31 protein-coding genes are annotated in these 21,220 nt (G+C 47.4%); 19 read left to right on the top strand and 12 right to left on the bottom strand.

Annotation, left to right across the window (positions count from 1 at the left end; translation table 11 throughout):
* From AC0Z7K_RS23495 to bfr, 3 genes are all read left to right on the top strand, one after another.
* Window positions 1-336 (top strand): EF-Tu C-terminal domain-related protein (locus AC0Z7K_RS23495; protein ID WP_485616148.1); only part of this gene is annotated, 336 nt, incomplete at its 5' end.
* Between the two features lie 145 nt (window positions 337-481).
* Window positions 482-676 (top strand): bacterioferritin-associated ferredoxin, encoded by a 195-nt coding sequence (gene bfd, locus AC0Z7K_RS23490; RefSeq protein WP_056778102.1) that lies wholly within the window; start codon window positions 482-484, stop codon window positions 674-676.
* A gap of 85 nt (window positions 677-761) precedes the next feature.
* Window positions 762-1,241 carry a bacterioferritin gene (bfr, locus tag AC0Z7K_RS23485; RefSeq protein WP_413531382.1) on the top strand — a complete coding sequence of 160 codons (480 nt, stop codon included), beginning with the start codon at window positions 762-764 and terminating at the stop codon, window positions 1,239-1,241.
* A 9-nt stretch (window positions 1,242-1,250) separates the two neighbouring features.
* Here bfr and AC0Z7K_RS23480 read toward each other — a convergent pair whose 3' ends face one another.
* The 12 genes from AC0Z7K_RS23480 to gspC are packed head-to-tail and all read right to left on the bottom strand — an operon-like array spanning window position 1,251 to window position 12,266.
* Complete coding sequence (locus tag AC0Z7K_RS23480) at window positions 1,251-2,078, bottom strand: prepilin peptidase (protein WP_485616147.1); 828 nt, start codon at window positions 2,076-2,078, stop codon at window positions 1,251-1,253.
* A gap of 23 nt (window positions 2,079-2,101) precedes the next feature.
* Window positions 2,102-2,560: a type II secretion system protein GspM gene (gspM, locus tag AC0Z7K_RS23475; RefSeq protein ID WP_485616146.1), complete on the bottom strand. Its 459-nt coding sequence runs from the start codon at window positions 2,558-2,560 to the stop codon at window positions 2,102-2,104.
* Complete coding sequence (gspL, locus tag AC0Z7K_RS23470; protein WP_485616145.1) at window positions 2,557-3,735, bottom strand: type II secretion system protein GspL; 1,179 nt, start codon at window positions 3,733-3,735, stop codon at window positions 2,557-2,559. Before gspL ends, gspM begins: the two co-directional genes overlap by 4 nt.
* Window positions 3,735-4,721: a type II secretion system minor pseudopilin GspK gene (gene gspK / locus AC0Z7K_RS23465; protein WP_485616144.1), complete on the bottom strand. Its 987-nt coding sequence runs from the start codon at window positions 4,719-4,721 to the stop codon at window positions 3,735-3,737. Before gspK ends, gspL begins: the two co-directional genes overlap by 1 nt.
* Window positions 4,714-5,385, bottom strand: a complete 672-nt coding sequence (gene gspJ / locus AC0Z7K_RS23460; RefSeq protein ID WP_485616143.1) for a type II secretion system minor pseudopilin GspJ — start codon at window positions 5,383-5,385, stop codon at window positions 4,714-4,716. The genes gspK and gspJ overlap by 8 nt, the downstream gene beginning before the upstream one ends.
* Entirely contained in the window at window positions 5,366-5,770 is a 405-nt protein-coding gene (gene gspI, locus AC0Z7K_RS23455) for a type II secretion system minor pseudopilin GspI (RefSeq protein WP_485616142.1), read from the bottom strand. Before gspI ends, gspJ begins: the two co-directional genes overlap by 20 nt.
* The gene (gspH, locus tag AC0Z7K_RS23450) at window positions 5,770-6,291 is read right to left on the bottom strand and encodes a type II secretion system minor pseudopilin GspH (protein WP_485616141.1); all 522 of its coding nucleotides are present in this window, start codon (window positions 6,289-6,291) and stop codon (window positions 5,770-5,772) included. Before gspH ends, gspI begins: the two co-directional genes overlap by 1 nt.
* A 2-nt stretch (window positions 6,292-6,293) precedes the next feature.
* Window positions 6,294-6,746 (bottom strand): type II secretion system major pseudopilin GspG, encoded by a 453-nt coding sequence (gene gspG, locus AC0Z7K_RS23445; RefSeq protein ID WP_485616140.1) that lies wholly within the window; start codon window positions 6,744-6,746, stop codon window positions 6,294-6,296.
* A 10-nt stretch (window positions 6,747-6,756) separates the two neighbouring features.
* Entirely contained in the window at window positions 6,757-7,974 is a 1,218-nt protein-coding gene (gene gspF, locus AC0Z7K_RS23440; protein WP_485616139.1) for a type II secretion system inner membrane protein GspF, read from the bottom strand.
* On the bottom strand, window positions 7,971-9,494 hold the full coding sequence (gene gspE / locus AC0Z7K_RS23435) for a type II secretion system ATPase GspE (RefSeq protein ID WP_485616138.1): 1,524 nt from the start codon (window positions 9,492-9,494) through the stop codon (window positions 7,971-7,973). The genes gspF and gspE overlap by 4 nt, the downstream gene beginning before the upstream one ends.
* Window positions 9,495-9,496: 2 nt before the next feature.
* A complete protein-coding gene (gene gspD / locus AC0Z7K_RS23430; RefSeq protein WP_485616137.1) occupies window positions 9,497-11,482 on the bottom strand; it encodes a type II secretion system secretin GspD in 1,986 nt (661 codons plus the stop codon).
* Complete coding sequence (gene gspC / locus AC0Z7K_RS23425) at window positions 11,475-12,266, bottom strand: type II secretion system protein GspC (RefSeq protein WP_485616136.1); 792 nt, start codon at window positions 12,264-12,266, stop codon at window positions 11,475-11,477. The genes gspD and gspC overlap by 8 nt, the downstream gene beginning before the upstream one ends.
* A 219-nt stretch (window positions 12,267-12,485) precedes the next feature.
* Between gspC and AC0Z7K_RS23420 the strand changes: the two genes are divergently transcribed.
* The 16 genes from AC0Z7K_RS23420 (at window position 12,486) to rplE (ending at window position 21,213) form a co-directional block, all read left to right on the top strand.
* Window positions 12,486-14,015 (top strand): ExeA family protein, encoded by a 1,530-nt coding sequence (locus AC0Z7K_RS23420; RefSeq protein WP_485616135.1) that lies wholly within the window; start codon window positions 12,486-12,488, stop codon window positions 14,013-14,015.
* Entirely contained in the window at window positions 14,016-14,504 is a 489-nt protein-coding gene (locus AC0Z7K_RS23415; RefSeq protein ID WP_485616134.1) for a hypothetical protein, read from the top strand.
* Window positions 14,505-14,829: 325 nt separating this feature from the next.
* Complete coding sequence (gene rpsJ, locus AC0Z7K_RS23410; protein ID WP_009639175.1) at window positions 14,830-15,141, top strand: 30S ribosomal protein S10; 312 nt, start codon at window positions 14,830-14,832, stop codon at window positions 15,139-15,141.
* Window positions 15,142-15,173: 32 nt separating this feature from the next.
* Window positions 15,174-15,803: a 50S ribosomal protein L3 gene (gene rplC, locus AC0Z7K_RS23405; RefSeq protein WP_056778020.1), complete on the top strand. Its 630-nt coding sequence runs from the start codon at window positions 15,174-15,176 to the stop codon at window positions 15,801-15,803.
* 16 nt (window positions 15,804-15,819) lie between these two features.
* Complete coding sequence (gene rplD, locus AC0Z7K_RS23400) at window positions 15,820-16,425, top strand: 50S ribosomal protein L4 (RefSeq protein WP_009639177.1); 606 nt, start codon at window positions 15,820-15,822, stop codon at window positions 16,423-16,425.
* Window positions 16,422-16,724, top strand: a complete 303-nt coding sequence (gene rplW / locus AC0Z7K_RS23395) for a 50S ribosomal protein L23 (RefSeq protein WP_056778023.1) — start codon at window positions 16,422-16,424, stop codon at window positions 16,722-16,724. The genes rplD and rplW overlap by 4 nt, the downstream gene beginning before the upstream one ends.
* A 19-nt stretch (window positions 16,725-16,743) precedes the next feature.
* Window positions 16,744-17,568 carry a 50S ribosomal protein L2 gene (gene rplB, locus AC0Z7K_RS23390; protein ID WP_112168254.1) on the top strand — a complete coding sequence of 275 codons (825 nt, stop codon included), beginning with the start codon at window positions 16,744-16,746 and terminating at the stop codon, window positions 17,566-17,568.
* 14 nt (window positions 17,569-17,582) lie between these two features.
* Window positions 17,583-17,861, top strand: coding sequence for a 30S ribosomal protein S19 (gene rpsS, locus AC0Z7K_RS23385; protein WP_004929772.1), 279 nt, complete (start codon window positions 17,583-17,585; stop codon window positions 17,859-17,861).
* 14 nt (window positions 17,862-17,875) lie between these two features.
* Window positions 17,876-18,208 (top strand): 50S ribosomal protein L22, encoded by a 333-nt coding sequence (rplV, locus tag AC0Z7K_RS23380; RefSeq protein WP_004391423.1) that lies wholly within the window; start codon window positions 17,876-17,878, stop codon window positions 18,206-18,208.
* 17 nt (window positions 18,209-18,225) lie between these two features.
* Entirely contained in the window at window positions 18,226-18,924 is a 699-nt protein-coding gene (gene rpsC, locus AC0Z7K_RS23375) for a 30S ribosomal protein S3 (RefSeq protein WP_104923583.1), read from the top strand.
* 12 nt (window positions 18,925-18,936) lie between these two features.
* Window positions 18,937-19,347 (top strand): 50S ribosomal protein L16, encoded by a 411-nt coding sequence (rplP, locus tag AC0Z7K_RS23370; RefSeq protein WP_009639183.1) that lies wholly within the window; start codon window positions 18,937-18,939, stop codon window positions 19,345-19,347.
* The gene (gene rpmC, locus AC0Z7K_RS23365) at window positions 19,347-19,538 is read left to right on the top strand and encodes a 50S ribosomal protein L29 (protein ID WP_013573692.1); all 192 of its coding nucleotides are present in this window, start codon (window positions 19,347-19,349) and stop codon (window positions 19,536-19,538) included. The genes rplP and rpmC overlap by 1 nt, the downstream gene beginning before the upstream one ends.
* Window positions 19,538-19,792: a 30S ribosomal protein S17 gene (gene rpsQ, locus AC0Z7K_RS23360; RefSeq protein WP_014333604.1), complete on the top strand. Its 255-nt coding sequence runs from the start codon at window positions 19,538-19,540 to the stop codon at window positions 19,790-19,792. The genes rpmC and rpsQ overlap by 1 nt, the downstream gene beginning before the upstream one ends.
* Window positions 19,793-19,961: 169 nt before the next feature.
* Window positions 19,962-20,333 carry a 50S ribosomal protein L14 gene (rplN, locus tag AC0Z7K_RS23355; protein ID WP_008457164.1) on the top strand — a complete coding sequence of 124 codons (372 nt, stop codon included), beginning with the start codon at window positions 19,962-19,964 and terminating at the stop codon, window positions 20,331-20,333.
* A gap of 11 nt (window positions 20,334-20,344) precedes the next feature.
* Complete coding sequence (gene rplX, locus AC0Z7K_RS23350) at window positions 20,345-20,659, top strand: 50S ribosomal protein L24 (RefSeq protein WP_056778037.1); 315 nt, start codon at window positions 20,345-20,347, stop codon at window positions 20,657-20,659.
* Window positions 20,660-20,673: 14 nt separating this feature from the next.
* A complete protein-coding gene (rplE, locus tag AC0Z7K_RS23345; protein WP_013573695.1) occupies window positions 20,674-21,213 on the top strand; it encodes a 50S ribosomal protein L5 in 540 nt (179 codons plus the stop codon).
* Window positions 21,214-21,220: the final 7 nt, after the last annotated feature.

The following is a 21,220-nucleotide window of genomic DNA, read 5'->3' as shown; positions in this document are numbered from 1 at the left end:
CGTGAAGACATCGAACGTGGTCAGGTTCTGGCTAAACCAGGTTCAATCAAACCACACACTACCTTTGACTCAGAAGTTTATATCCTGAGCAAAGATGAAGGCGGCCGTCATACTCCGTTCTTCAAAGGCTACCGTCCACAGTTCTACTTCCGTACAACTGACGTGACCGGTACCATCGAACTGCCAGAAGGCGTTGAGATGGTAATGCCTGGTGACAACATCAACATGGTTGTTACCCTGATCCATCCAATCGCGATGGACCAAGGTCTGCGTTTCGCAATCCGTGAAGGTGGCCGTACCGTAGGTGCTGGCGTTGTTGCTAAAGTTATCGCTTAATCGCTGATAATTAAGAGCAAAAAAAGGGTGCCTTGGCACCCTTTTTTATTGCCTGAATTTCACGCAAAAAAACATGTCTTCGCATTTGCAATAATAACCATTCTCATTTAAAGTTAGGGTAAGTTATATGCGAAGTGTGGTTTATATGTACGTGTGTTTGTGCAATTCAGTCAGTGATAAAACAATCAGACAGGCAGTAAGGCGTTACCAGCCCCAAACGTTTCAACAGCTCAGAAATTTTGTCCCGGTCGGGACCCAATGTGGCAAATGTGTTCGCGCGGCACGTCAGATAATGGAAGACGAATTACAGCAGATTCCAGAGTTCAAAAACATCGCGTAAAAATACTTCGATAAAAAATGTGCCTTTTTTTTGACTTACTCTGTACCGGATCTACGCTTTAGATACCGGAACGGAGGAGTTACCTATGAAAGGCGATAAAAAAGTCATTGCACACCTCAATAAACTTCTTGGAAATGAACTGGTTGCTATCAATCAGTACTTTTTGCATGCCCGTATGTTCAAAAACTGGGGTTTGATGCGCCTCAATGGTATCGAGTATCACGAGTCGATCGACGAAATGAAGCATGCTGATATTTACATTGAGCGCATTTTATTCCTCGAAGGTCTTCCAAACCTGCAAGATCTCGGCAAACTCAACATTGGTGAAGATGTCGAAGAGATGCTGAAGTCAGATTTGCTTCTCGAACTGGAAGGTGCGAAAGATCTGCGTGAAGCAATCGCGTACGCGGACTCCGTTCATGATTACGTCAGCCGAGATATCATGATCACAATTCTGGCTGACGAGGAGCATCACATTGACTGGCTGGAAACAGAGATTGAACTGATAGGACGTATCGGACTGCAAAACTATATTCAGTCGCAGCTGAAAGAAGAATCGCAGTAGTCATTCTGTTTAGAAAAACATCAGCCAGAATGTTGGACTTTGCTGGCTGATGTAACTGATCATTCCCGCGATGGCGAGGCAAGGCCCAAAGGGGATCGTCGTTATCGTTCTTCCCGCCAAACGCCCCGTCAGTGCAATACAGACTCCCATAACAGAGGATGTAATACAGATCACCGGTAAGCTTTGCCATCCCATCCAGGCACCCAATGCCGCGAGTAGTTTAAAGTCACCATACCCCATTCCTTCGCGCCCCGTGACGAATTTGAACCCCCAGTAAAGACACCATAAAACCAGATAGCCCGCTACTGCTCCGAACACGGCGTCTTCCAGCTGCACCCCGTTTATCAAAGTGTGAGACAGCAATCCTATCCACAGAAGCGGCAGGGTCAGACTATCGGGTAACAAGTAACTTTTGAGATCGATGAGTGTGAGCGTCAGCAGGAAACTGCACAACGTAAACGCAAAAAGAAGAGAAAGTGGCGTGACGAAGAAAAAGGTGAGGATGAAAAAAAGTAAACCACACATTGCCTCAACCAGCGGGTAGCTCATGGGTATACGGATGCTGCAATAGTGGCATCGGCCTTTCAGGATGAGCCAACTCAACAAAGGAATGTTTTGCCACGCCTTTAGTGTGTGCTTACATGAAGGGCAGTGCGATGCCGGATAGCAGAGGTTAATTTTTTCGGAGACTTTCTCATCGAGGCTGAATATTAATAGTGAGCGATAAACCACGACATTGATAAAGCTGCCGATCAAAAGCCCTAGAATCAGAGCCGCAGAATGGATGAATTCAGCTGGTATGGCGGCGATCGTCCGTGTTGATGTCCAATAGTCCATGTGATTCTCTGAAATATGCTGCCTTAACGCAGCGTGAGTTGCGGTACCGTCAGCAGGTTAGCCGTAACTCTACTTTGAGACATGGCGATACTGACGACTTTGATATTGTGCGTTTTTTCTAAATATTCGATCCATCTCAGGAAAGACTCATATTCAACGCTCTCTATTTTCACTGACACGCCTTTTTCATCCTGCCCTACCTGAGTGAAAACCACTCCGAACTTAGCCGACGTCGTGACGAGCGTTGGCGCGAGTTTTTCTTTCGAAAAGGTTTTACCCTGATGACGATGGCCGCTTTCGGAGATATCGGCGACATATTTCAGGAAGCTAATATGCTGGCTGATGCGGGCACGACTGGCATCAATTTGTGCATTGATCGGGGCAATGATGGCATACCATATCGTTGCAATGATCAACAGTATGCCGCCGCTCATTAATAAGTACTGTTCGCGGGAATTCTTCGCTAAAAACCATGCTTTCATTTTTTTTCCCTGTTTCTCAAGGTGACAGTGACACCCTGTGCTGTCGAAGTTAAACCAAAAGGTTGAAAATGAAACTGATCGGCGCTGAGCTCTATAAAGTTATCCAGTGACCGGGCATCCGGCGCGATTACCTGGAGAGTAAGTTCTGGTTCCTCCGTTTTAAAATCCAGACTATTGATTTCAATGCCTGGGATCTGGCTTTGCATCTTCGTCAGTTTTGCCAGCGTTGGCAGAAATTGAGCTGGTGACTTTTTAATGTCCTGTTCGAAGTAAAAGCGCAGATTTTTTTCGTGTTTTTGAGTGGGGAACCATTCGGTATAAACCGCTCTGGTTTGTTCTTCCAACTGACTTTCATAGTGGCGGGCTTGCCAAAATAGGAACAGCTGTGAACCGAAAGCAAAAAATAACGTGACCGCTACCGAAGACAATGCAATGACGGGTAAAACTTTGGTCCACGCAGAATGTGGTTTTTTAACTGCAAACTTTCCCTGCATAAGATTCAGAGAAGGTGATGGCTCTGCGCGGTTAAGCAAAATCATCGGGTGCTCGTGATTTGCCCTACGAATGATATCTCTTTTGCACTCCGTCGGACTATAGGATGTGACGGCCTCAGGTGCGGCGATGGTCAGGTAAGTTTCAAGCCAGCTGTCTTCAACGATGCAGGCCGAAAAGGGTGACTGGCGGATGAGCCATTGATCCTCCAGCCTGACCATCGACCATCCTGATTCATTAACCGGCAGTAGCGTGGCATCAGCATAAACTTCTGTCACCACCAATCCTGCGTCACTGAAATGTGATAGCCAGTTCTTCAGGTAGTTTTCATCAATACCGGCGACGTGCAGCAGCTTGTCTTCCTGAGCCAGTACCACCCAATGAAGATTTTCCACATCTCCGGCCACGCTTTCCTCTGTCATATAGGAAAGCAGCGTGTCCAAATTTTTGACGCGGCGTTCAGGCAGCGTCACGGTGCGGAAAATCACCTGACTGGCAGGCAGCAGCAGGCCAATACTTTGGCTGCCGGCTTCTTCTGACAGTTGAGCCAATTGCAGAGTATTTTCCAGCCTGAACGTGTGCTCAGGCCGTGAAGAAGTATTCCTGAACCACCAGGCCGGCTCATCCGCGTGGATGCCTGTACGGACATAAATTCTGGTGGCAAAGGTCTGTTCACTTAACATTATTCAAGTATCCGATAGCGTCGCTGATAAATCTTAATAGAGCTGTCATCTTTGTTAAAAAACAAGGAACTACTCATCGTATTCTTTTGGTCCCCGGTGCTGCCCTGGCTGTAAAGCGTGAAGAAACGGCTTCTGACAGTGAGTAGCGGTTTGATAGCGGCAAAGTCAGGTGCAATAGTGAAGCGTTGTTTTTTAACTTCTTGCAGGAAAAGGTCCACTGAATTCCAGCCATTTAACGGGCGGGCAGTGAGTATTTTCTTAGCGTCATCTGTTGTAATTTCTCCCAGAAACATAGCCGAAAGCAGTGGAGCCTGCGCCTCAGCCAGGGTATTGACGTTAATCTGCTGGGTTTCTTCCGGTAGCACGCATAACTGATTGCGAATCTGAGCCACAATTTTGCGGGGGAAATCGGGTAACAGGGCGAGTTCATTTAATGAGTAAATCTCATGCTTAACAGCACTTCCCGAAGTCGCTTGTTTTTTATACTCTTTGCTTTCAGCACCCGCGGAACGTACCTGATCGTCTATATCCAGATAGTCACTCAGTGAGTCGACAAATCTTTCTGTTTCTGCGCGATTGCTCCCCGCGTCGATCAGCAGCTGACGGAGAACACGAGTGTTGTAGGGTTCTTCTTTGGTCACGCTATCTGGCTGATTCTGCTGCAGACTGTTGATATTGAAACAGGCCTGCCCGTCGACGATGACATAAGTCACCGCAGGTCCATCTTCATTATCGGTCTCGCCAGTCTGTGCCCAGGATTGATTGAGGTTATTGTTTTGCGGCGTATCCTTGAGGTCTCGTCGTAATTTTTGAATGGCGATTTGTTCGGCGTCATGGGCCAGCCATTGTAATTGCTGCTGATTCAGCAGAAACATTTGCGTCTGCCATGTACTTTGAAACTGCAGGGTCATTTTTGCCGCCAGCGCTGCCATAATCGCCAGGATTAACAGAACCATCAGCAAGGCTGCACCACGTTGTCTATTCATTTGCCGCTTGCTTCTGAGTATCAGTGGCGGCCGGTATCGCGGGCATAGCTGAGCCTTGAATATTCGTTTGTGGATCTGCGGCCGGGGTGGCAGGCAACGTATCGGGCAGCCTGAACACGCGTCGGATTTTTCCTGTCCCTTCGACTTCAATCGTCACTTCGACTCCTGCGGGTAAAGTATCGATTCCTTTCCACTCAGTTTTCCAGTCGCCCTCATAAAACCTGAGTCCGAATGAGGTAACACCTTCCCGCAGCATTATTACGTCAGTTGCTTTTTCAATGCCTGAGGGCAATGTGCGGGAGCTGCGCGTTAAGGAAGCGTCGGAGAATTGCCAGGTCACTTCTTGCAAGTCACTGGCTGACATCACCTGCAGGGAGTTCATGCTGTCCAGTGTGGTGAATTTGAGCAATCCTGGCGTACTGTACAAAATTGGCTCAACGGCGTTCTCACGACGTAAAATAATCTGAGTAAGGTCTCTCTCCATCTGGGCAAAGGTTCGCTGAATTTGCAAAAGCTTTATGGTGCGCTCTTCCACGACGCTGCTGGTTTTAACCGATGCCGATAAAATTTGGTATGCGAGCAGGCTAAGCATCGCAAAGATCATCATGGCAATCATCACTTCGATGAGTGTGAAGCCGCGTTGTTTATTTCTGAGTGAGGGCATTATCTTCCTTCGGCTCCGAAGCAAAGCGGGCATGTAGAGACAATGAAGGGTTAGGCGTTTCTTTCTCCACACGAACATCGATCCGCTGTAGGCTAATGTCGTTGTTTTCATCCCTCATTGAATTCAATTCAAGAAACCAGATTTCATCTGCCATTTCCGTTTTATTGATTATTTGGGTTTCGGCAGTGACGTTACCCTTCAGACTCAACTCAGTCAGTGTGTTATCGGCGACCCAGCTGGCGAATAAACTTTGCTGAAAATGTGTCACGGCATTCATTTGCGACGTGATACTGTTTAGTAAGGCCATTGCGCTGACAGAGAAAATCGCCATTGCGATCATCACTTCTAAGATTGTCATCCCATCCTGCTTTTGCTTTTTTTGCATCAGTCTTCCCCGGTGATCACTTTGAGTATCAGAGGAAGCTGACCGGCAGAAGAAAGTGTGCAGCAAAGTCCATCACCCGATGAGGCAGAGAATTGCATATTGAAAACCGTGACGCGGCCATCGGGCATAAAAACGATCTGCGGTATGGTACTCAGGGACTTATTCAGGTCTTGAGGCGACAGAGAAATCGCCTCTTCGTCTTCAAACTCTCCCTGGCTTTCGAGGCGTGCGCTGGGAAGAGCAATCCATTTTGGCTCTTCGTTGTTGGGAATTAACGGCTGCGATGTTGCGAGAATAACAAACTGATATTCATTCGGAGTCATTGACAGCCCGGTCGGCACACCCGTCATGGTTGCATATTGGGCTGCGTACTCCATTAACGACATCATCTTTTCGGCCTGTCGGATTTGCGCGTTGTTAGCTGGCAGGATCAATATGACTACCATCGCGGTACTGGCCATAATTGCCAGTACCAACATGATTTCCATTAGGGTGAATCCGGCTGCCTTGTGGATAGACAAGATTATTTCTTCTCGACCCAGTTGGTGATGTCGTCTGCCGTGTTCGCTTCGCCATCCGGGCCTGCAGAAAAGACATCAATATTTCCGTGATCTCCGGGACTCACCAACAGATATTCATTTCCCCATGGGTCGGCGGGCAGGCGTTTGATATAGCCATCGGCATTATAATTTGTCGGCCGAGGGTCGTTTATAGGTTCGGCAATCAGAGACTGCAGGCCTTGCTCTGTGGTTGGATAGCGGTGGTTATCCAGTTTGTACATGTCCAGCGCATTTTCAAGAGCGACAATATCGCTGACTGCTTTTTGCTTATCCGCTTTTTCCTTGTTTCCCATGAGATTAGGTACAACAAGGGCCGCCAGGATCCCCAAAATGACGATGACAACCATCAGTTCCATCAGGGTAAAACCGCGCTGTTTTTGGCTAACGGTATCTGTATTGATTGCTTGATTCTGCATGAGAAGTTCCTTAACTGACCAAATTATTGAGTTGAAGAATGGGCTGTAAAATAGACATGACGATAAAGAGAACAATGCTTGCCATAGAGACAATCAGCAGGGGTTCAAAAATGGCCAACGCCATTGAAAGTCGGTGTTGCATCAACTTGTCTTGATTATCGGCTGCGCGGGCCATCAGTTCGCCTAATCGCCCGCTTTGCTCACCTGAGGCAATCATGTAAAGCATCATTGGGGGAAACATATGCGTTTGTTCCAGCGCATTAAAAAGAGAGCTACCCTGACGAACATTTTCGGCAGCCTGCAGAAAAAGCCGGTGAATGTGCACGTTGCTGATGCCGGCTGTTGAGATCTTCATAGCATCCAGTAAAGGAACGCCGCTGGATTGCAAAATACTCAGAGTACGTGCATAGCGAGCGCTGTTGACTGCCCGGATTAATGGACCCGCTACCATGATTTGAAGCAATAAGGTGTGGAACCGTGCCAGTTGCTTTGGACTGCGCAGAGCCAGTTTTAGTGATATCACTATGCCAGCGGCCCCCAGTGAAATAGGTAACCAGAAGGTCTGGAGGAAGCCACTGACGGCAATCAAAATGCGCGTAGTCAATGGCAAAGCATGTCGGAGATGGACAAACTGCTCGATAATTTGTGGAACCACTGCAACCAGGAGGATGACAATGACCAGGATGGCGACCAACGTCAGCATAAGGGGATAAATCATTGCCTGAGTGAGCTTGCTTTTTATTTGCTGGCGGATTTCATTGTAGTCGGCCATTTTCTCCAGCACGGCACCGAGCTGCCCCGTCCTTTCTCCGGCAGTCACCAGCGTTTTGAACATTGGATCAAAAATACGGGGATAGTCAGAGAACGCATCGGCCAGCGTGTGGCCTTCAACGACTTTATTACGCACAGTGGTCAGGACCTTTGCAAAGGCGGCATGTTCAGTTTGTCGTGCAATCACATTCAGCGCCGCTTCGATGGGAAGAGCTGCATTGATTAATGTCGCTAACTGACGAGAAAACAGAGACACGGCGTGCGAAGGAACCTTAATTCGCTTACCGCTTTTTTTTATCATCTTGGAAGAAATGGAAAGACCGACGGGCCGGATCCCCAGCAGAGTAATACCTTGTTCGCGAAGAATTTGACGCGCGTGGCGTAAGGAATCAGCCTCGAGGGTAGCGCGCAGATCTTTTCCTGTCGCAGTGATGCCATGATAAGAAAACTGACTCATTGACCACCTGCGAATGTTTCATGCTCAGTGGTTACTCTGATGATTTCCTCAAGAGTCGTTTCGCCACTAATTGTTTTAAGAAGCCCATTTTCGCGAAGACTACGGCTGCGTTGACGAAGAATTTTCTCTATTGCCATCTCATCTTCATTTTGATGAATGGCTTTACGCAACTGGTCATCAACGATCAGACATTCATGAATCGCTGTTCGGCCTTTGTAACCACTAAACCGGCATTGCGGGCATCCCTCTGCCCTGAAGAGCGATTGCGGTGGTTGCGGCAGGAAAGCGAAATGTGCCTGTTGCACTGCATCTATTTCCACCGGCTGTGCGCAATGTTGGCATAGTCGCCGTACCAGTCTCTGGGCAACCACGCCAAGCAGGGAAGATGCCAGAAGAAAGGGCTCGAGACCCATGTCGCGTAAACGGGTAATCGCGCCGATAGCGCTGTTCGTATGCAGCGTCGACATGACAAGGTGACCTGTGAGTGAAGCCTGAACAGCTATCTGCGCAGTTTCACCATCACGAATTTCTCCGACCATTACCACGTCTGGGTCCTGACGCAGGATCGCCCGCAAACCCAGAGCAAATGTCATGCTAACCCGCGGATTAACCTGAGTCTGCCCCACGCCTTCGAGCTCATATTCGATAGGGTCTTCCACCGTCAGGATGTTACGTTCCTGAGTATTCAGCGCCGCCATGACGGCATAAAGTGTTGTGCTCTTTCCTGACCCTGTTGGACCAGTGACAAGAATGATGCCATGGGGCTTTTGAATCAGAGATGTAAGCGTCTTCTGATCCGTCTGGCTGAGGCCAAGCTGCGCGATGCTCAGTGAGATATTGTTTTTATCGAGCAGGCGCATCACGACTCTTTCACCGTATTGGGCCGGAATGGTGGATACACGTATATCAATCGACCGATGGCCCAGACGTAAGGAAATACGCCCATCCTGCGGTAATCGTTTCTCAGCGATATCCAGTTTGGCCATTACTTTAATACGAGAAATTAAAAAGGGCGCCAGCTTGCGAACCGGTTGCAATATTTGCCGCAGTACACCATCCACGCGAAACCTTATGCTCAGCGTGCGTTCGAATGTTTCGATATGAATGTCTGAAGCCCCTTCTTTGACGGCTTCAGACAAAATGGCATTTATCAGTCGAATAATCGGGGAATTTTCATCACTGGCGAGCAGATCTTCATTGTCTGGTACTTCTTCAGACAGTGAGAGTAAATCGACATTGTCATCCATATCGTCCATGATTTTTTGCGAGGCTCCGCGGTTTTGCTGATAAGCCTCAGACAGCTTTTCCTCAAACGCCTGAGTACTCAACAATCTGATGCTGTCCCACAGTCCGGCCACACGGCGTACTTCAATGAGCGTTTCAGGTTGCACATCCTCCCGGCAGAAAAGGACCCCATCTTCCAATGCAACGCCTTTCTGCCGTGCGTAGGAGTAGGGCAGCCCTTTTAAGAGAGCTGCTTCATTTTGTAAACCGTCGCATTCATATTCTTCAGTACTCATTTTCACTGTTCACTGAATGGATTACGTGGAGTATTGTTCGTATTGAAGGATGATTTTTCAGCCGGTACGGCAGGTTTTATCACCGGATAATCCGGAAGCATCGGGCGATGGGTTGGCGTGATAAGATCATTATTATCTTCTTCTTTGCGCTGGTTTTGGGTCTTCTGGAAACTCGAGTATTTTTGCGCCGAAACAGATTTGTATATTTCATCATCCCGGATAATTGTTGGTCTGATAAAGACCATCAGATTTCGTTTCGCCGTTTCTGTTGAGGTGTAACGGAAAAGATTACCGATCCAGGGAATATCGCCCAGCAGGGGAACTTTGGATTTAGTTTCTTTAGAGCTGTCGTCAAGCAGACCACCGAGTACCACGGTTTCACCGGTTTTTACCAATACGGCATTCTGAATGGTGCGGGTATTAAACGTTGGGCCAAGAGTGGAGTCGGTTGAGGTATCCACACTGGAGACTTCCTGCTCTATTTCCATGAGTACAGCATCACCCTCATTAATCTGCGGAGTGACTTTGAGCTTGGTTCCCACCGTTTTGTAAACTACGCTACTGTATATATTATCGCCCGAAGTCGTCTGTGAACCGGAGAGCGAGGGAACCTCCTGACCAACGTTGAAAGAGGCTTCTTTGTTATCAAGGGTCACAATACTTGGGGTTGCGAGAATATCGTTTTTATTACTGGTTGAAAGCGCCGTCAGTAGAACATTCCAATCTCCACTAAAGAAGCCTGCAGCCATTCCGTTGAAACTTTGCATCGTCGAGGCCAGTGCGCTGTCACTACTGATAACACCGTCTTTCTTGTACTTGCGTACGCCTGCCGCAACAGTCGATAAAGGAGCTCCAGTACCGGTGAACTGTGTTCCACCGACGTTGTTATTGCTCCACTGAATCCCGAGGTTGAGGCCATTTCCGTCTTGCACCTCGACAATAATTGCCTCCACCAGAACCTGCGCACGTCTGATATCCAGTTTTGCAATGACCTGTTCAAGTGATTGCATAACATCCTTTTGAGCGGTGATCACAATGGAGTTGGTTTGCTCATCAGCCGTAATGCTCATATTTTTATCGGAGGACCCTGCCGACTGTGCCGTTTTACCGTCTTTCATCTTCTCGGTGATGCCAGTAAGTACAGGGACTATTTTCTCAGCTTTGGCATAATTCAGATAAAATACGCGGGTATTACCTTGTGTTGACTGATCGCGATCGAGTTCTTTCACAAGCTTGATGGTGTCCCGTCGGACATATTCCGGGCCACTGATGACCAGAGTATTGGTGCGCTCATCGGCAACGATTTTTGCTTGTAACAGAGAGGTAGATTGCCCCTTCGTCTCTTCTCGTACCAGATTGTTGACCAGTTCTGCCATTTCTGATGCGGAGCCATATTTTAATTTAATCGTTTGTCGTTGCTGGCTTCCCATTTGATCAACCCGATCCACCACTTCTATCAAACGATTCACAACTGAAGCGCGTCCGGTGAGCAGTAACACATTTGAGGGCTCATAATGTACGACATTGCCAACACCGGTAGTGTCATTCATCTGGCGTAACAAAGGAGCTAGTTCTCGGACCGGAACATTTTTGAGTGAAACAATTCGGGTAATAATTTCATCACCACGGCCCGGCTTTAAACTGTCAGCGACGGGTACGCCCGCCGTTTTTGCATTCGCAGAGCGCACAACTTTGAGTAATCCGTTATCCATCGGCACAACGGAGTAACCATAAACATCAAGAACACTTAAGAAAAATTGGTAGTACTGATCTTCATTAAGAATATCGTAACTTCTTACGGATATACTCCCCTGGACTGAAGGGTCGACTAATATGGTTTTATTCAAGTTCTTACTCACGATATCGATAAATTCATTGATATCAGTATTCTTGAAACTGGCTGTAAAATCCGCAGCTTGAGTGAGTAACGGCGTAAGCAATAAAGTAAATAACGAGTTTTTAATTAGGTTCTGAATGATTCTAGTCATGGTTGTTCACGTCGAGAGACGTCTCAAGTGTTGCGAGATTAATGTAAATGTTCTGAGCCTGGCCAGCCCGTATAACAGTAAATTGAACATCTCGTAGGCTTTGTAGGGTTGCCATGAGAACTTCTGATGATTTAGGATTCTCAAGAGGTTGGCCATTTATTTTCACGACTAATTCATTATTAATCAGCCCCATACTTTTATAAATTTTTGTCTGGGTCTTCGGATTAACGCGATAGCCAATAAACGTCGACTTCTCGTAAACAGGTGTGACAGCGAGATAGTCACTGAGTCTTTTTACCTGAATAACAGAAGGTGCAGTCGGTGCAGGCTTTGACGAGGTTGATTCTCTTCTTATCTCCATAACGAACGTCTGTATTGCATCATTATGGCGGATTTGCACTGATTCTGGAGTGATGACACTGACATACGCATCTTCGATATCCGTCAACTTCTCACCTTCACGGTAGCTGTGTTGTTCGTTGGGACCTTGAATTATTGCTAAGGAAAGCCTGTTATTACTGCTGTAAACTACCCCCTTGAGACTCAGATCCAATGGCTCTACCTGGTTGTTATTCTGGGGTGAGCTTGTGGACTCCTGAGCAACGACATTCCATTTGAATAACGTTGCCGGGATTACAGAGGTTACTGGTATTGGTTTTGTTAAAAATTGATGCTGGGAATAATAATTATTTGAAATATTCAGGAAATATATAATATAAGCTGTAGATGCAAGGCATAGTGCGATTATTGCAATCACTATAAAAATGTATTTACTGTGTAGCATGGTAGAGGAGTTATTGATTTTTATTCTCAGCTTTAAATGTAGTCATTTTCAGGTATTATTACCCCTGGGTGTAATAAAATGAGTATACTACCCGTCAATGCGGTAAGTTACAAATACACTTTATTTTTAGTATTGATAAATAATATATTTGCTAGTTTTACTATTTTTTATATGAATGAATACAAGGGGTGACCCTTCTTCTATTCGAAGGTTAAGGTAATGTTTCTAGAGTATTTTGGTTTTTCTTTCTCACCTTTCAGTACCAGGACGTTTTTCAATAGCGAGCGGTATTCAGCGATACTTGATTATTTAATAGATAAAATTAATCAAGGCCAACCTATCCTTGTCCATGGAAATGAAGGGACGGGGAAAACCTCATTAGTTCAGACTTTGTTGTTAAAAAGCAGCAGGATGGGAGCCTATTATATAGTATCCCCTGATACCCAGTGTAAAGACCTCGAGAGTTTCGTTGCGAAACTTATGACATTAAAAAAAACGCGTTCGCTTTCCACCAGCTTGTTACTCAACAAAATTTCAGAAGCATTTAAGGCATCCACAAATTTTGAGGAAGGTCTTTTACTCGTATTCGATCATGCCGAAAACCTCAATGATGAATGCCTGACTTTTCTTGATGGATTATCACGCTATCTCTGCGATGAGCGTTTTTCAATCATATTGATCGGAAGTGGGTCCAGATTAAGCCTGCATTCTTTTAAGCAATTTTCCAAACATAATAAGAGATTAGAATATCAGCACGATGGTTTTAATGTTCAGGAATGCCATGCTTTTATAAGCAGCAGAATCAGTGAAGCAGGTGGGGGACGAGAGCTTGTTGATCGCGCCGGGGCCAGGATGATCCATAAAGCTTCAGGAGGTCGGCCAGGAACCATCGCACAAATCACCGAAAATGCTCTGCGTTGTGCATTTATAGACCGATCACCTGTCGTGAAGCCACGGCATCTCAGTCAGGCTCTCACCTACATGGGGCTCCCCTCCCGTTCGAGAAGCTGCTTTATTAGTCTTATGCTTATTTATGCCTTATTAGGAAGTGTGATTGGCTGGACCTACTACCAGTATGCGGCGCCATTTTTAACCTCTCACTTATTCGTAGCACCATCGTTAAAAGAAGTACCCGCGCCAGCGTTGCGTATAGAGGATATGGCCAATGATAAACGTGATGGCATAAAACAACTCTTCCATATCTGGGGATACGATGTACCTCTGGCTGATGCATTCTGCGACCAAGCCGACAGGGCGCAACTGGTTTGCAGGGAAGGGAAAGGAACCCTGGATGAGTTGGTGGCAGGCGGACAACCCTGGCTGGCATCCATGAATATCGGAAATAAAAAGATTTATGCAGGTGTGGTTAGAATTACTGATAGACATATTGACCTGCTGATAAAGGATAAAACGTGGACGGTGGAGCGTAACTGGTTCAATGCAGTCTGGTCGGGTGATTTTATACAGTTTCAGTTAACGACACCTGACGGTAAAAAAACGATAAATCAAAACAGTTCTCTTGAAGACACCGTTTGGCTTGATGCAGTGCTCAGCAACATTTTGCACTTACCTCCCGGCCTGAATGGGGAATGGGACACAGAATTGAAAGATAAGATCAAACTTTTCCAAAAGCGTGAAGGCCTTAATGTTGACAGCCAGGTTGGACCCGGGACTCTGCAGCGTATTGCTAAAAGCCTGAACAAAGCACCTGAGCTCATTGTCGATGATGGCACAGAGGGGAAACGCTAAATGCAGAACATTTATATCGCGGCTTATCAAAGCAAACTCAAAAATTGCAAGGTCGTTCTGGCTTTATCTGCAAAACATAAAAAAGCATACCTTTTATTCTCCCTGGTCTTTGTTCTCTGTGTTTCCCTGGGCATTGCTGCGGGAAGTGCATTACATATCGTATGGCAGCACATAAATAAAGAGGAGAAGGAGGCGATCACGCAGCCACAAGTGTTGCCGTACGTGTTTTCAAATGTGCATTATATTTTTGAATCAAAAATTCTGCCTGAGCGAGTTATCAAAAAAGAGCGTAACGTCAAAAGTGACGAGGCCACTCTTGCAGAGCCCTGGGAGGATGAGGATGACGGAACGGTCAATCCTGCAGAGGAAGAGGGTATTGATGCGAGCGATGATACGAAAAGTCCCTCTGCAACCACCGTATCAGAAGCTTTAAGTGTTGAGCAACTACTCAAAAAAGCGCTCAGTGAGCAGAAAAAGGCCGAACAATAGGGGAGTTGTAAAATAACTCCCTGCCTTCTTAACAGGCAAAGTGCAGGATTTTTTGCTGTATAGATGAAGAGGTAAGCATCAGCGTAAAATTACAGCGATTTAGCACCAATTTGGTTGCTTAATCTTCCTGAGTACGTATAATGCGCGGGCTTACCTATTATTGGTAAGCCTGATTCAATCTGAATCAGCTGGCCAATGAGTTTACTCGCTGGTCAACAATACTCCCGATATGGGGGTTATGTGAAGAACGATTACACTCTCCCATCAATCGAAATGGGTATGAGGAGTAATCATTTACGTTTAAAATAATTGGAGCTCTGGTCTCATGCAGAACCAAAGAATCCGTATCCGCCTGAAAGCGTTTGATCATCGTTTGATCGATCAATCAACTGCGGAAATCGTTGAGACCGCGAAGCGCACTGGTGCGCAAGTTCGTGGTCCAATCCCGCTGCCGACCCGCAAAGAGCGTTTTACTATCCTGATTTCTCCGCACGTCAATAAAGATGCGCGCGATCAGTATGAAATTCGCACTCATAAGCGTCTGGTTGACATCGTTGAGCCAACCGAGAAAACCGTTGATGCTCTGATGCGTCTGGATCTGGCTGCTGGTGTAGACGTGCAGATCAGCCTGGGTTAATCAGGGTCATTGACGATTGAGAGGTTGAAACAATGATTGGTTTAGTCGGTAAGAAAGTGGGCATGACTCGTATCTTCACAGAAGATGGCGTTTCAATCCCAGTAACCGTTATCGAAATTGAAGCAAACCGCGTTACTCAGGTCAAAGACCTGGACAACGATGGTTACCGTGCTGTGCAGGTTACTACTGGTAGCAAAAAAGCTAACCGTGTAACCAAACCAGAAGCGGGTCACTTCGCTAAAGCTGGCGTAGAAGCTGGCCGCGGTCTGTGGGAATTCCGCCTTGCAGAAGGTGAAGAATTTACTGCAGGTCAGAACATTAGCGTTGAAATTTTCGCAGACGTTAAGAAAGTCGATGTTACCGGTACTTCTAAAGGTAAAGGTTTTGCTGGCACAGTTAAGCGCTGGAACTTCCGTACCCAAGATGCTACCCATGGTAACTCCTTGGCACACCGTGGACATGGTTCAATCGGTCAGAACCAGACTCCAGGTAAAGTGTTCAAAGGTAAGAAAATGGCAGGCCAACTGGGTAACGAACGTGTAACCGTTCAGAGCCTGGATGTAGTACGTGTTGATGCTGAGCGCAACCTGCTACTGGTCAAGGGTGCTGTTCCGGGTGCTACCGGTGGCAACCTGATCGTTAAACCTGCTGTTAAGGCTTAACGTCGAGGAGATAGGAATGGAATTAGTAGTGAAAGACGCGCAAAGCGCGCTGACTGTTTCCGAAACTACCTTCGGGCGTGATTTCAATGAAGCGCTTGTACACCAGGTCGTTGTTGCTTATGCAGCAGGTGCCCGTCAAGGTACTCGCGCTCAGAAGACCCGTGCTGAAGTAACTGGTTCCGGTAAAAAACCTTGGCGTCAGAAAGGTACTGGCCGTGCGCGTGCAGGTTCTGTAAAGAGCCCAATCTGGCGTTCCGGTGGTGTAACCTTCGCTGCAAAGCCACAGGACCACAGTCAAAAAGTAAATAAAAAGATGTACCGCGGCGCGCTGAAAAGCATTCTGTCCGAACTGGTACGTCAAGATCGTCTGATCGTTGTCGAAACGTTCTCTGTAGAAGCGCCTAAAACTAAGCTGCTGGCACAGAAACTGAAAGACATGGCTCTGGAAGACGTGCTGATTGTAACTGGCGAAGTCGACGAGAATCTGTTCCTGGCCGCACGTAACCTGTACAAGGTTGACGTTCGCGATGTAGCAGGTATCGATCCAGTAAGCCTGATCGCCTTCGACAAAGTGGTTATGACTGCTGACGCTGTGAAGCAAGTTGAGGAGATGCTGGCATGATTCGTGAAGAACGTCTGCTGAAAGTGCTGCGCGCGCCGCACGTTTCTGAAAAAGCTTCTACCGCGATGGAAAAGAACAATACCATCGTACTCAAAGTTGCCAAAGACGCGACTAAAGCAGAAATCAAAGCTGCGGTTTCGAAACTGTTTGAAGTCGAAGTCGAAGACGTAAACACCTTGCTGGTTAAAGGCAAAGTGAAACGTCAGGGTCAGCGTGTTGGTCGTCGTAGCGACTGGAAAAAAGCTTACGTCACCCTGAAAGAAGGCCAGAATCTGGACTTCATCAGCGGCGCTGAGTAAGTCGGAGGAGTAAGAAACAATGGCAATTGTTAAATGTAAACCTACATCTCCGGGTCGTCGCCACGTTGTTAAAGTGGTTAACCCTGAGCTGCATAAGGGTAAACCTTTTGCCCCGCTGCTTGAAAAATTGAGCAAAAGCGGTGGCCGTAACAACAATGGCCGTATCACCACCCGTCATATCGGTGGTGGCCACAAACAGCATTACCGTCTTGTTGACTTCAAACGCAACAAAGATGGCATCGCTGCAGTGGTTGAGCGTCTGGAGTACGATCCGAACCGTTCCGCGAACATCGCGCTGGTTCTGTACAAAGACGGTGAACGCCGTTACATCCTGGCGCCGAAAGGCCTGAAAGTAGGTGATCAGATCCAATCTGGTGTTGATGCTGCAATCAAGACAGGTAACACCCTGCCTATGCGCAACATCCCAGTAGGTTCAACGGTTCACAACGTAGAAATGAAACCAGGTAAAGGCGGCCAGATGGCTCGCTCAGCTGGTGCCTACGTTCAGATCGTTGCTCGTGACGGTTCCTACGTGACTCTGCGTCTGCGCTCTGGCGAAATGCGTAAAGTTCAGATTGATTGCCGTGCCACCTTAGGTGAAGTCGGTAACTCTGAACACATGCTTCGCGTTCTGGGTAAAGCAGGTGCAAGTCGTTGGCGTGGTATTCGTCCTACCGTTCGCGGTACTGCGATGAACCCAGTCGATCACCCACACGGTGGTGGTGAAGGTCGTAACTTTGGTAAGCACCCGGTAACCCCGTGGGGCGTTCAAACCAAAGGTAAGAAGACCCGTAGCAACAAGCGTACTGATAAATTCATTGTACGTCGCCGTAGTAAAAAATAATTAGAGGATAAGCCATGCCACGTTCTCTCAAGAAAGGTCCTTTTATTGACCTGCACTTGCTGAAGAAGGTAGAGAAAGCGGTGGAAAGCGGTGACAAGAAGCCTTTGCGCACTTGGTCCCGTCGTTCAACGATCTTTCCTAACATGATCGGTTTGACCATCGCTGTCCATAATGGTCGTCAGCACGTACCAGTGTTCGTTTCCGATGAAATGGTCGGTCACAAACTGGGTGAATTCGCGCCGACTCGTACTTATCGCGGCCATGCGGCTGATAAAAAAGCTAAAAAGCGCTAAGGTAGGAGGAAGAGATGGAAACTATAGCTAAACATCGCCACGCTCGTTCTTCTGCTCAGAAGGTTCGCCTTGTTGCAGACCTGATCCGCGGTAAGAAAGTGTCGCAAGCTCTGGAAACTTTGGCCTACACCAACAAGAAAGCTGCTGGTCTGGTTAAGAAGGTGCTGGAGTCTGCCATTGCTAACGCAGAACACAACGATGGCGCTGACATCGATGATCTGAAAGTCACGAAGATTTTCGTAGACGAAGGCCCAAGCATGAAGCGCATTATGCCGCGTGCTAAAGGTCGTGCAGATCGCATCCTGAAGCGCACCAGCCACATTACTGTGGTTGTGTCCGATCGCTGAGACTCTGGAGACTAGCAATGGGTCAGAAAGTACATCCTAATGGTATTCGCCTAGGTATTGTCAAACCTTGGAATTCTACTTGGTATGCAAATACCAAAGATTTCGCTGACAACCTGGACAGCGACTTTAAAGTTCGCCAGTTCCTGACTAAGGAATTAGCGAAAGCTTCCGTTTCTCGCATCGTTATCGAGCGTCCAGCGAAGAGCATCCGTGTGACTATTCACACCGCTCGTCCTGGCATCGTAATCGGCAAGAAAGGTGAAGATGTCGAAAAACTGCGTAAGGTCGTAGCGGATATCGCTGGCGTTCCTGCGCAGATTAACATCGCCGAGATCCGTAAGCCGGAACTGGACGCTAAATTGGTTGCTGACAGCATCACTTCACAGCTGGAACGTCGCGTTATGTTCCGTCGTGCTATGAAGCGTGCTGTACAGAACGCAATGCGTCTTGGCGCTAAAGGTATCAAAGTTGAAGTAAGCGGCCGCCTTGGCGGTGCTGAAATCGCGCGTACCGAATGGTACCGTGAAGGTCGTGTTCCGTTGCATACACTGCGTGCGGATATCGATTACAACACATCTGAAGCGCACACCACTTACGGTGTAATCGGCGTTAAGGTATGGATCTTCAAAGGTGAGATCCTGGGTGGTATGGCTGCAGTTGAACAACCGGAACCGGCTGCTCAACCTAAAAAGCAGCAGCGTAAAGGCCGCAAGTAAGGAGAGTCGCTGATGTTACAACCAAAGCGTACAAAATTCCGTAAGGTGCACAAGGGCCGCAACCGTGGTCTTGCGCAAGGTACGGATGTGAGCTTCGGCACTTACGGTCTGAAAGCTGTTGGCCGTGGTCGTCTGACTGCTCGTCAAATTGAAGCAGCACGTCGTGCGATGACCCGTGCAGTTAAGCGTCAAGGTAAGATCTGGATCCGAGTATTCCCGGACAAACCGATCACCGAGAAACCGCTCGAAGTTCGTATGGGTAAAGGTAAAGGCAACGTAGAGTATTGGGTTGCTTTGATTCAGCCTGGTAAAGTCCTGTATGAAATGGACGGTGTGCCTGAAGAGCTGGCTCGTGAAGCCTTCCAGCTGGCAGCAGCCAAACTGCCTATCAAAACCACCTTTGTAACTAAGACGGTGATGTAATGAAAGCACAAGAGCTGCGCGAAAAAAGCGTGGAAGAGCTGAACACTGAGTTGCTGAACCTTTTGCGTGAGCAGTTTAACCTGCGCATGCAAACGGCAAGCGGCCAGTTGCAGCAAACACACCTGTTGAAACAAGTGCGTCGTGATGTTGCACGTGTGAAAACTTTACTGACTGAAAAGGCGGGTGCGTAATGACTGATAAGATCCGTACTCTGCAGGGTCGTGTAATCAGTGACAAAATGGAGAAATCCATCGTTGTTGCGATTGAGCGTGTGGTGAAGCACCCGATTTACGGGAAATTCATCAAGCGTACGACCAAATTGCACGTACATGACGAGAACAATGAATGTGGTATCGGCGACGTTGTTGAAATCAGCGAATGCCGTCCACTGTCTAAGACTAAGTCTTGGACCTTGGTTCGCGTTGTAGAGAAAGCGATTCTGTAATACAGTAGCGCTTCTCAAAAATAGATAAACGGCTCATGCACGTGAGCCGTTTATTTTTTCTACCCATAATCGGGAACCGGTGTTATAATGCCGCGCCCTCATATTGTGGGGATTTCTTAATGACCTATCCTGGGTCCTAAGTTGTAGTTGACATTAGCGGAGCACTAACATGATCCAAGAACAGACTATGCTGACCGTGGCCGACAACTCCGGTGCACGTCGCGTAATGTGTATCAAGGTTCTAGGTGGCTCGCACCGTCGCTACGCAGGCGTCGGCGACATCATCAAAATTACCATCAAGGAAGCAATTCCTCGCGGTAAGGTGAAGAAAGGCGATGTGCTGAAGGCGGTAGTGGTGCGCACCAAGAAGGGTGTTCGTCGCCCGGACGGTTCTGTCATTCGCTTCGATGGTAATGCTTGCGTTATTTTAAACAATAACAGCGAACAGCCAATCGGCACGCGTATTTTTGGGCCGGTAACTCGTGAACTGCGTAATGAGAAGTTCATGAAAATTATCTCTCTGGCACCAGAAGTACTCTAAGGAGCGAAACCATGGCAGCGAAAATCCGTCGTGATGACGAAGTTATCCTGCTTACCGGTAAAGATAAAGGTAAGCGCGGTAAAGTAAAAAATGTCCTGACTTCTGGTAAGGTCATTGTTGAAGGTATTAACCTGGTTAAGAAACATCAGAAGCCTGTACCGGCCCTGAACCAACCAGGTGGCATCGTTGAAAAAGAAGCTGCAATTCCGGTTTCTAACGTTGCACTCTTCAACACGGCTACTGGCAAGGCGGACCGTGTAGGCTTTAGATTCGAAGACGGCAAAAAAGTACGTTTCTTCAAATCTAACAGCGTAACTATCAAGTAATTTGGAGTAGTACGATGGCGAAACTGCATGATTACTACAAAGACGATGTCGTAAAAAAACTCATGGCTGAGTTTGGTTACAATTCTGTCATGCAAGTCCCTCGGGTCGAGAAGATCACCCTGAACATGGGTGTTGGTGAAGCGATCGCTGACAAGAAACTGCTGGATAATGCAGCAGCTGACCTGGCAGCAATCTCCGGTCAAAAACCGTTGATCACTAAAGCACGCAAATCAGTTGCAGGCTTCAAAATCCGTCAGGGCTATCCGATCGGCTGTAAAGTAACCCTCCGCGGCGAACGCATGTGGGAGTTCTTTGAGCGTCTGGTCTCCATTGCTGTACCACGTATTCGTGACTTCCGCGGCTTGTCTGCTAAGTCTTTCGATGGTCGTGGTAACTACAGCATGGGCGTGCGTGAACAGATCATCTTCCCGGAAATCGATTATGATAAAGTCGATCGCGTTCGTGGTTTAGATATTACTATCACCACTACTGCGAAATCCGATGATGAAGGCCGTGCATTGCTGACAGCCTTTAACTTCCCGTTCCGCAAGTAAGGCAGGG

The sequence above is a fragment of the Rahnella sp. 1L-D-7-B-C2 genome (genome assembly GCF_057290995.1).
This window is presented reverse-complemented; position numbering and strand designations above follow the sequence as displayed.

Coding starts and splice junctions, on each gene's coding strand:
- bfd (WP_056778102.1), top strand. CDS start 482: ATGTACGTGTGTTTGTGCAATTCAGTCAGTGATAAAACAATCAGACAG.
- bfr (WP_413531382.1), top strand. CDS start 762: ATGAAAGGCGATAAAAAAGTCATTGCACACCTCAATAAACTTCTTGGA.
- AC0Z7K_RS23480 (WP_485616147.1), bottom strand. CDS start 2,078: ATGGACTATTGGACATCAACACGGACGATCGCCGCCATACCAGCTGAA.
- gspM (WP_485616146.1), bottom strand. CDS start 2,560: ATGAAAGCATGGTTTTTAGCGAAGAATTCCCGCGAACAGTACTTATTA.
- gspL (WP_485616145.1), bottom strand. CDS start 3,735: ATGTTAAGTGAACAGACCTTTGCCACCAGAATTTATGTCCGTACAGGC.
- gspK (WP_485616144.1), bottom strand. CDS start 4,721: ATGAATAGACAACGTGGTGCAGCCTTGCTGATGGTTCTGTTAATCCTG.
- gspJ (WP_485616143.1), bottom strand. CDS start 5,385: ATGCCCTCACTCAGAAATAAACAACGCGGCTTCACACTCATCGAAGTG.
- gspI (WP_485616142.1), bottom strand. CDS start 5,770: ATGCAAAAAAAGCAAAAGCAGGATGGGATGACAATCTTAGAAGTGATG.
- gspG (WP_485616140.1), bottom strand. CDS start 6,746: ATGCAGAATCAAGCAATCAATACAGATACCGTTAGCCAAAAACAGCGC.
- gspF (WP_485616139.1), bottom strand. CDS start 7,974: ATGAGTCAGTTTTCTTATCATGGCATCACTGCGACAGGAAAAGATCTG.
- gspE (WP_485616138.1), bottom strand. CDS start 9,494: ATGAGTACTGAAGAATATGAATGCGACGGTTTACAAAATGAAGCAGCT.
- gspD (WP_485616137.1), bottom strand. CDS start 11,482: ATGACTAGAATCATTCAGAACCTAATTAAAAACTCGTTATTTACTTTA.
- gspC (WP_485616136.1), bottom strand. CDS start 12,266: ATGCTACACAGTAAATACATTTTTATAGTGATTGCAATAATCGCACTA.
- AC0Z7K_RS23420 (WP_485616135.1), top strand. CDS start 12,486: ATGTTTCTAGAGTATTTTGGTTTTTCTTTCTCACCTTTCAGTACCAGG.
- AC0Z7K_RS23415 (WP_485616134.1), top strand. CDS start 14,016: ATGCAGAACATTTATATCGCGGCTTATCAAAGCAAACTCAAAAATTGC.
- rpsJ (WP_009639175.1), top strand. CDS start 14,830: ATGCAGAACCAAAGAATCCGTATCCGCCTGAAAGCGTTTGATCATCGT.
- rplC (WP_056778020.1), top strand. CDS start 15,174: ATGATTGGTTTAGTCGGTAAGAAAGTGGGCATGACTCGTATCTTCACA.
- rplD (WP_009639177.1), top strand. CDS start 15,820: ATGGAATTAGTAGTGAAAGACGCGCAAAGCGCGCTGACTGTTTCCGAA.
- rplW (WP_056778023.1), top strand. CDS start 16,422: ATGATTCGTGAAGAACGTCTGCTGAAAGTGCTGCGCGCGCCGCACGTT.
- rplB (WP_112168254.1), top strand. CDS start 16,744: ATGGCAATTGTTAAATGTAAACCTACATCTCCGGGTCGTCGCCACGTT.
- rpsS (WP_004929772.1), top strand. CDS start 17,583: ATGCCACGTTCTCTCAAGAAAGGTCCTTTTATTGACCTGCACTTGCTG.
- rplV (WP_004391423.1), top strand. CDS start 17,876: ATGGAAACTATAGCTAAACATCGCCACGCTCGTTCTTCTGCTCAGAAG.
- rpsC (WP_104923583.1), top strand. CDS start 18,226: ATGGGTCAGAAAGTACATCCTAATGGTATTCGCCTAGGTATTGTCAAA.
- rplP (WP_009639183.1), top strand. CDS start 18,937: ATGTTACAACCAAAGCGTACAAAATTCCGTAAGGTGCACAAGGGCCGC.
- rpmC (WP_013573692.1), top strand. CDS start 19,347: ATGAAAGCACAAGAGCTGCGCGAAAAAAGCGTGGAAGAGCTGAACACT.
- rpsQ (WP_014333604.1), top strand. CDS start 19,538: ATGACTGATAAGATCCGTACTCTGCAGGGTCGTGTAATCAGTGACAAA.
- rplN (WP_008457164.1), top strand. CDS start 19,962: ATGATCCAAGAACAGACTATGCTGACCGTGGCCGACAACTCCGGTGCA.
- rplX (WP_056778037.1), top strand. CDS start 20,345: ATGGCAGCGAAAATCCGTCGTGATGACGAAGTTATCCTGCTTACCGGT.
- rplE (WP_013573695.1), top strand. CDS start 20,674: ATGGCGAAACTGCATGATTACTACAAAGACGATGTCGTAAAAAAACTC.